Below are 6679 nucleotides of genomic sequence, written 5' to 3'. Positions count from 1 at the left end.
GGGTTTACCGTGTCCTCTAGTCGGTCCAATCGAGGGCCACTAGCTTCGGAGGATTTGCATGAACAAAGCAGAGCTCATCGATGTACTCACAGACAAATTGGGCTCAGACCGTCGGCACGCAACCGCGGCCGTCGAGAATGTTGTCGACACGATTGTGCGCGCAGTGCACAAGGGCGACAGCGTCACCATTACTGGGTTCGGAGTATTCGAGCAGCGGCGCCGCGCGGCCCGCGTAGCCCGTAATCCCCGCACCGGCGAGACGGTAAAGGTGAAGCCGACCTCCGTGCCGGCGTTTCGGCCCGGCGCACAATTCAAGGCGGTTGTTTCTGGCTCGCAACGTCTCCCGGCGGAAGGACCTGCAGTGAAGCGTGGTGTTGTCGCAAGCGGTGGGGCCAAGAAGGTAGCGAAGAAGGCTGCCAAGAAGGCTCCGGCCAAGAAGGCGGCTGCCAAGAAGGCTCCGGCCCGTAAGGCCGCGACCAAACGGGCACCGGCCAAGAAGGCCGCGACCAAACGGGCACCGGCCAAGAAGGCCGCCGCCAAGAAGGTTGTGAAGAAGGCCCCGGCCCGTAAGGCAGCAACGAAGCGGGCGCCGGCCAAGAAGGCCAGCAAGGCTCCTGCCAAGAAGGCTGCAGCCCGTCGCGGTCGTCGCTAGGCGCTGACCGCACTGAACGCAGATTCGCCGCGGGGTCGGCTCTACTGAGCCACTCCGCGGCGAATTCGCGTGCTAGGCCAACACGTTGGAGGCCAGCGCGCTGCCGATGTGATCGGCTGCTACCAGACGGCCCTCCGCCAGCGACAGCACCCAGGTGCTGCCCTTGCGGTTGCGGGACTTATCCGGGCGTATCCCGTCGCGTTCGCACCACCACGCGATCAAGTCCGGAATCACCTTGCCCTGAGTACAGATCACCGGCGTGCGGTGTGACGCGGCAATCTGCAGAACTCGCCGTCGGCCGCGCTTCGCGTTGTCGGCGTATGCCTCTTCGGTCAGTGCCGGCTCATTGCTGATCGTGACACCCAACTCCTCAGCCAGTGGCTGCACAGTTTGGAGGCATCGCACTCGATCAGCGGCATAGACATCGGTAGGGCCGAAACTCGACAGCTGCGCGACGAGTGCCTCAGCCTGCGCGCGGCCCTTCTTGTCCAACGGTCGAAGCTTGTCGTCCCCGGAGAATCGGGACTTGCTGCCCGCGGTGCCGTGCCGGACGATCAAAACCGATTGGGTGTCTGCCGGTTGTTTGGCCCACCGACGCAATATCTTTCGGTCGTATACGTAAGACACCTTCTTGATCGCAGCGGGAGCGGGCAGCCAGACGAGATCGTCGACCTCGTTGTTCGGGGCAAAGCTGCCGCCAAGGCTTCGCGCCGACCAGTACTGCACCTTCTTCGTGCGTTGCTCGATCGGATAGCTCACGGTTGCGATACGGCGGCCCAGCTGCACATGGTGCCCGGTCTCTTCGAAGACCTCACGCGCTGCTGTTACCGGCTCGGTCTCGCCGGGATCGACCTTCCCTTTGGGCAATGACCAGTCGTCGTACCGCGAACGGTGGATCACCGCGATCTCCGGTGCGGACTCGCGATGCCCCGGTCGCCATAACACACCACCCGCGGCAAGAACGACCTTGCCTGACGAGGAATCTGTCGACACCTGAACTCCTGCAAGTCAATTCGGGGCTGCGGGCTACGGTCGGTCAGGCGCTACGGTGTCGTTTCATCAGTGACGCTTGGTGATCACGGACCGTGTGGCCGGCTCGCGGCCGGGCCGCCCATTGCCCGTCTGCTGCCAATTCCCAGCAGCGCGTTGCGGGATCCAGCGCCGACTCGAAGATGTCGTTAAGTTGCGCGGTCAGGCGAGGATCCTTGACCTGAACCAGCACTTCGACGCGCCGATCGAGGTTGCGGTGCATCATGTCGGCGCTACCGATCCAGTATTCGTCGATGGAGCGGAAGTCGAAAATTCGCGAGTGCTCCAGAAAGCGGCCGAGAATCGAGCGCACGGTGATGTTTTCGGAGAATCCCGCGACACCGGGACGAAGCGCACAAATGCCGCGTACCACGACCTCGACGCGCACCCCGGCCTGCGACGCACGGTAGAGCGCGTCGATGACCTGCTCGTCGACAAGAGCATTCATCTTGAGCCGGATATGCCCGTTGCCGCTTTCCCGATGCGCGGCGATCTCCCGGTCGACACGTTCGATGATGCCGGCGCGGATTCCGTGCGGGGCTACCAGAAGGTTGCGGTAGGTCAGCTTGCGCGAATAGCCGGTCAGCGAGTTGAACAGATCAGTCAGGTCGGCGCCGATGTCGGGGCTGGCGGTCAGCAGGCCGATGTCCTCATACAGCCGAGCGGTTTTGCTGTTGTAGTTGCCGGTCCCGATATGGCAGTAGCGCCGGATCGTCGACCCCTCGCGGCGAACCACCAGACACGTTTTGCAATGCGTTTTCAAGCCGACGAGGCCGTAGGCCACATGGACTCCGGCCTGCTCGAGTGCGCGCGCCCACCTGATGTTGGCTTGTTCGTCGAAGCGCGCCTTGATTTCGACCAACGCCACGACTTGCTTTCCGGCTGCGGCGGCTTCGATGAGGGACCGCACGATCGGTGAGTCACCCGACGTGCGATACAGCGTCTGTTTGATCGCCAGCACATTGGGGTCGGTGGCAGCCAGTTCGATGAATCGTTGCGTGCTGGTGGAGAACGAGTCGTAAGGGTGGTGAACCAACACGTCACCCTCGCGCAGCGTGGCGAAAATACTTTTCGGTGTTTCCCGGTCGGCGAATGCGGGGCCGGTGGCAGGAACGAACGCCGGATCCTTCAGTGCCGGCCGGTCGACGGCGTAGATCTGCCACAGCGACGAGAGATCAAGCAGCCCCGGCACTTGGACGACATCGCCGGGATGCACGTCGAGTTCACGCAGCAGCAGCTCCAGCATATGTTCGGTCATGTCGTCGGCCACCTCGAGGCGCACCGGTGATCCGAACCGTCGACGGGCCAGTTCCCGCTCGAGCGCCTGCAGTAGATCCTCATCGCGATCTTCGTCGACCTCGAAATCGGCGTTGCGAGTAATGCGGAACGCGTGGTGCTCGACGATTTCCAAGCCCGGAAACAGCGCGGGCAGGAAGGCCGCAATCAGCTCCTCCATGGGCAGGAAGCGGACATCCGGTTGGCCGGCTGCGTCGTTGGCGCTGTCTCGGTGGCCGAGCTCCACGAAGCGATCGACGTTGTCGGGCACCTTCACTCGAGCGAAGTGCTGACCGCCGTCGTCGGGCTGCTTGACAGTGACCGCGAGATTCAGGCTCAGGCCGCTGACGAACGGGAACGGGTGAGCGGGATCGACGGCCAGCGGAGTCAGGACGGGAAAAACCTGCTCGGTGAAATAGATAGACAGCTCATCACGTTCGGCCTGGCCCAGATCGGCCCACGTGATGATGTGGATACCTTCCTTTGCCAGCTCGGGCCGCACCGAGTCGAGGAAGACTCGTGCGTGCCGGCTTGCGATCTGCTGGGTCTGCTCGCCGATTCGACGCAGTTGCTCGCGCGGAGTCAGACCGTCCGCCGAACGCACTGACAAACCCATCTCGTCGCGCCGCTTCAAGCCGGCGACGCGGACCATGTAGAACTCGTCGAGGTTGGAGGCGAAGATAGCCAGGAACTTCGCGCGCTCCAACAACGGCAGCGACGTGTCCTCGGCCAGCGCCAGGACGCGCGCGTTGAAGTCCAGCCAGCTCAGCTCGCGGTTGAGATAGCGGTCTTCGGGAAGTGGGTTCTCGACTGCTGCGGCTGTGGGGGCAGGCGGCGCACCCGGGGTGGAATCAGCAGCTCGCCAAGCACGTGTTTCGGCGGCGACCGCTGCGTCCGGGGCTTCGATGTCAGTCACGCTTGCGATCATTCCCCATCGGTGGGGGGTGCTGCCACCGACCAGCTGACGGACATTTGCCGTTGAGGAGCTGTTTACCGTTCCTTATGAGTGAGCAGCATGGGGTGCTGCTCGGTTGCGGCCCAAACGGTGTTGGCCGCTGGCGGCGGATGTTCTCCGGGGGACCGCCACACATCGTGTGGGTGGGGGTGGACCGGAACTATCGTGCCTGCCATCGTGGTTCGGTTGCCGTTTTGGCCTGGCCGGTGGTGTGCCCGCATGGGTCCTCTGTCCGTTGCGGGGTCCTGCCGGTCGTCGCCTGATCGCCAATCCGAGGCCACGTCTGCCGATCGCGGTCGCCGCGCCGTGATGGCGGGTGACCGGTTCGGAAGTCTGTTGTTGTAGGGGTTTGGCCTAGTGCTGGGCGCCCCACTTACTGGTGTAGGCCGCATCCACCCCGATGATCGCGATCTCGCGGTGGGCCGCCATCGCGGTCAGGCGGTTGCGGAAGCGCGCGGTGGGGATGCCGGCGACGGTGCGGCGGAACCGTTTCCCACGCTTGCCGCGGCCCATCGTGTCGCGGCCGGTGGCGCGGGCATCGGCGAAGTCGAGGTTCTCGATGACCACCGCGGTGCACCCGGGGTAGGTAGCGGCGTCAAGTAGTGCGGTGATCGCGGCACGGACCCGCCCATCGCGGCGGGTGGCGGGCAGGCCCGCGGTGTCCACGGGGATCGTCCACGGGTCCCCGACCGGATTCCCGGACCCATCCAACACGGCGCAGGCGAGGTGGTCGGCACTGAGATCGACACCCACGACCGGTCCACTGCGCAACTGTTCGATCGACGGTGGCGCGGCGATCACGTCCTGTTTCCAGGAGGCGTCCAGATACCAGCGGTTCTTGGCCGGATCATGGGTGATGTCGTAACGCACCGCGTGGCATTGGGCCACCCGCTGAGCCCACTCGGTACTGCGATGGTTGAAAGCGATGGGCGCGGTGATGTTCAAGTGCGTGCCGTACTCGGCGGCCAGGGCGGCGGGCACCTTGATTCGTAGGCGGCCCGCCTCATCGACGCGCAGGGTTTCGTTGCCGCCGGCCTTGCCGGATTCGCCATCGGCAGTCAAAAACATCCGTGCGGCATCCCAGCGTGCCCGCCACTGGCCCTCGGTCAGCCCCGACTCGTCGAGGTGGTTGTGGTTGCGCCACAACCGTTTTCCGCCCACCGTGATCGACGGGCAACCCGCAGCCAATGCCTGCTCAGCGGTGGCGAGTCGGGTACGCAGCACCGCGAGCCGGCGCGTCTTAGCGAACCGCTCATGGGCCGACCGGTAACCACGACGGTGACGGCCCGGGGTTGCCGGGCCAGGATCCTGTTCTCCGGGGCGCAGCGCGCACCGCTGCTCCAACACATCGATGGCTTGGCGCAGATCGGTGACGCGGGCGCTCAAACCGCGCATGCCCAGCTGGTATTGGTCTTGGGCCGCACGGGTGATCGCCCCGGCCCACCGAGACGATGCGACTACGGTCACTGCCTGCTTGCGCCGCGCCCGCCACGCCGCGTGCGATCGACGATCCAGCAGCCCCGCGTCGACCCGGCCGGCCAGCTCTGCCCGGTACACCGACCCCAGAAACGATCCAATCGCCGCCACAGCAGTCGCCTCGGCCTCGGTCGGTGAATGCGGGTCCGGATCCGCACCCCCGCAGGGCCGGCCGCCACCACCGGATCACCGATCCGGCGCAGCGCTCGACGTTGACCCACGAACAACATCCTGACCGTCAGCACCGACAAACGCGGCCGGGCCGACATCGCGCTGTGCACAGCCGACCGCCTCCACCCGCACCACCGGCGCATCCGTCTGGGCCGCCCACTGGCTGAGCCGGGCCACCTGCCGATCCAAATCCGCGCGCTGATCATGGGAGGAAACCCGCGCATACAGGCCGACCCCGCCGGTGGGCGCCTCAGCCACTGCCCGGATTGACCAGCACCGTGCGTTGATTCACCCGCACCGCCGGCACCGGCAACGTGCCCTCCCGAAACCAGCGATACGCGGTCTGCGGATGAACACCCTCCGAGCGCGCCCAGTCCGCCAGATTCACACCCCAACCACAATCACTAGAACACAATATCGATCACCAACACTCACTATCCGGCCAACAATTGTGACCCCTCGTTACCCCCGCCGCGGTGACGATCCGCCGACTGCTCTGGTGGTCACCGGCCCGATCCCGAGACGACGCGCGACGGCCAAGTCGTCGGGTGTGTCGATGTCGCAACGTAATCCCGGCCACGCTCCGGTGAGTTCGATCGCACCCGAATGTCGGTGCTGCGCAGATGAATCCGGCCCGAAGCGTGGGTCGAGTGCGGTTCCGAACGCGCACAGCGCCGCGGTGCCCGTGCCGAGCCGATCTGCGACAAAACTACGCTCGTGCTGACGTGCCGCGGCGATTGCTCCGGCGAGTTCCTGCGTCTGCAATGCTGGCAGATCACCCTGCAGCACAACGATATTCGAGACCGATTGCGACACGATCTGTTCGGCGGCCGCGATGGCGTTGTTCAGCGGGTCCGAGTGGCCGTCGGGCGTCGGATCGGAGAGCACCCCGGCGCCGAGTTCGACCGCCGCTGCGGCCGCGACGTCATCGGGCGTGACGACGGTGATGCCTCGAACGGAACTTACGCCCGCCGCGGCGCTGAGCGTGTCGACCAGCATGGCCAAAACGATGCTCTCCCGCCGTGATGCGGAGAACATCGGCGCCAACCGGGTCTTGGCCGCCGCCAGTCGCTTGACGGCGACGATCAAGCCGACATCACCATCGGCGTCGGCTTGGCGGG

General features: G+C 65.3%; 4 protein-coding genes and 2 pseudogenes. 1 reads left to right on the top strand and 5 read right to left on the bottom strand.

Features of this window, described 5'->3' with window-relative positions:
• Window positions 1–58: 58 nt before the first annotated feature.
• Window positions 59–652: an HU family DNA-binding protein gene (locus tag VGG53_RS08825; protein ID WP_331517668.1), complete on the top strand. Its 594-nt coding sequence runs from the start codon at window positions 59–61 to the stop codon at window positions 650–652.
• Between the two features lie 72 nt (window positions 653–724).
• Here VGG53_RS08825 and VGG53_RS08820 read toward each other — a convergent pair whose 3' ends face one another.
• From VGG53_RS08820 to cofC, 5 genes and pseudogenes are all read right to left on the bottom strand, one after another.
• A complete protein-coding gene (locus tag VGG53_RS08820; protein ID WP_331517667.1) occupies window positions 725–1645 on the bottom strand; it encodes an NUDIX hydrolase in 921 nt (306 codons plus the stop codon).
• Between the two features lie 43 nt (window positions 1646–1688).
• A pseudogene (locus tag VGG53_RS08815) lies at window positions 1689–3891 on the bottom strand (RNA degradosome polyphosphate kinase).
• Window positions 3892–4265: 374 nt separating this feature from the next.
• Complete coding sequence (locus VGG53_RS08810; RefSeq protein WP_331517665.1) at window positions 4266–5498, bottom strand: hypothetical protein; 1233 nt, start codon at window positions 5496–5498, stop codon at window positions 4266–4268.
• Between the two features lie 183 nt (window positions 5499–5681).
• A pseudogene (locus VGG53_RS08805) lies at window positions 5682–5946 on the bottom strand (recombinase family protein); the annotation flags it as partial.
• 74 nt (window positions 5947–6020) lie between these two features.
• Window positions 6021–6647 (bottom strand): 2-phospho-L-lactate guanylyltransferase, encoded by a 627-nt coding sequence (gene cofC, locus VGG53_RS08800; protein ID WP_331517669.1) that lies wholly within the window; start codon window positions 6645–6647, stop codon window positions 6021–6023.
• Between the last annotated feature and the right edge of the window lie 32 nt (window positions 6648–6679).

Source organism: Mycobacterium sp., assembly GCF_036490025.1.
GTDB lineage: Bacteria > Actinomycetota > Actinomycetes > Mycobacteriales > Mycobacteriaceae > Mycobacterium.
Note: the sequence above shows the minus strand (reverse complement) of the source record. Positions and strands in the feature narration are given on the sequence as shown.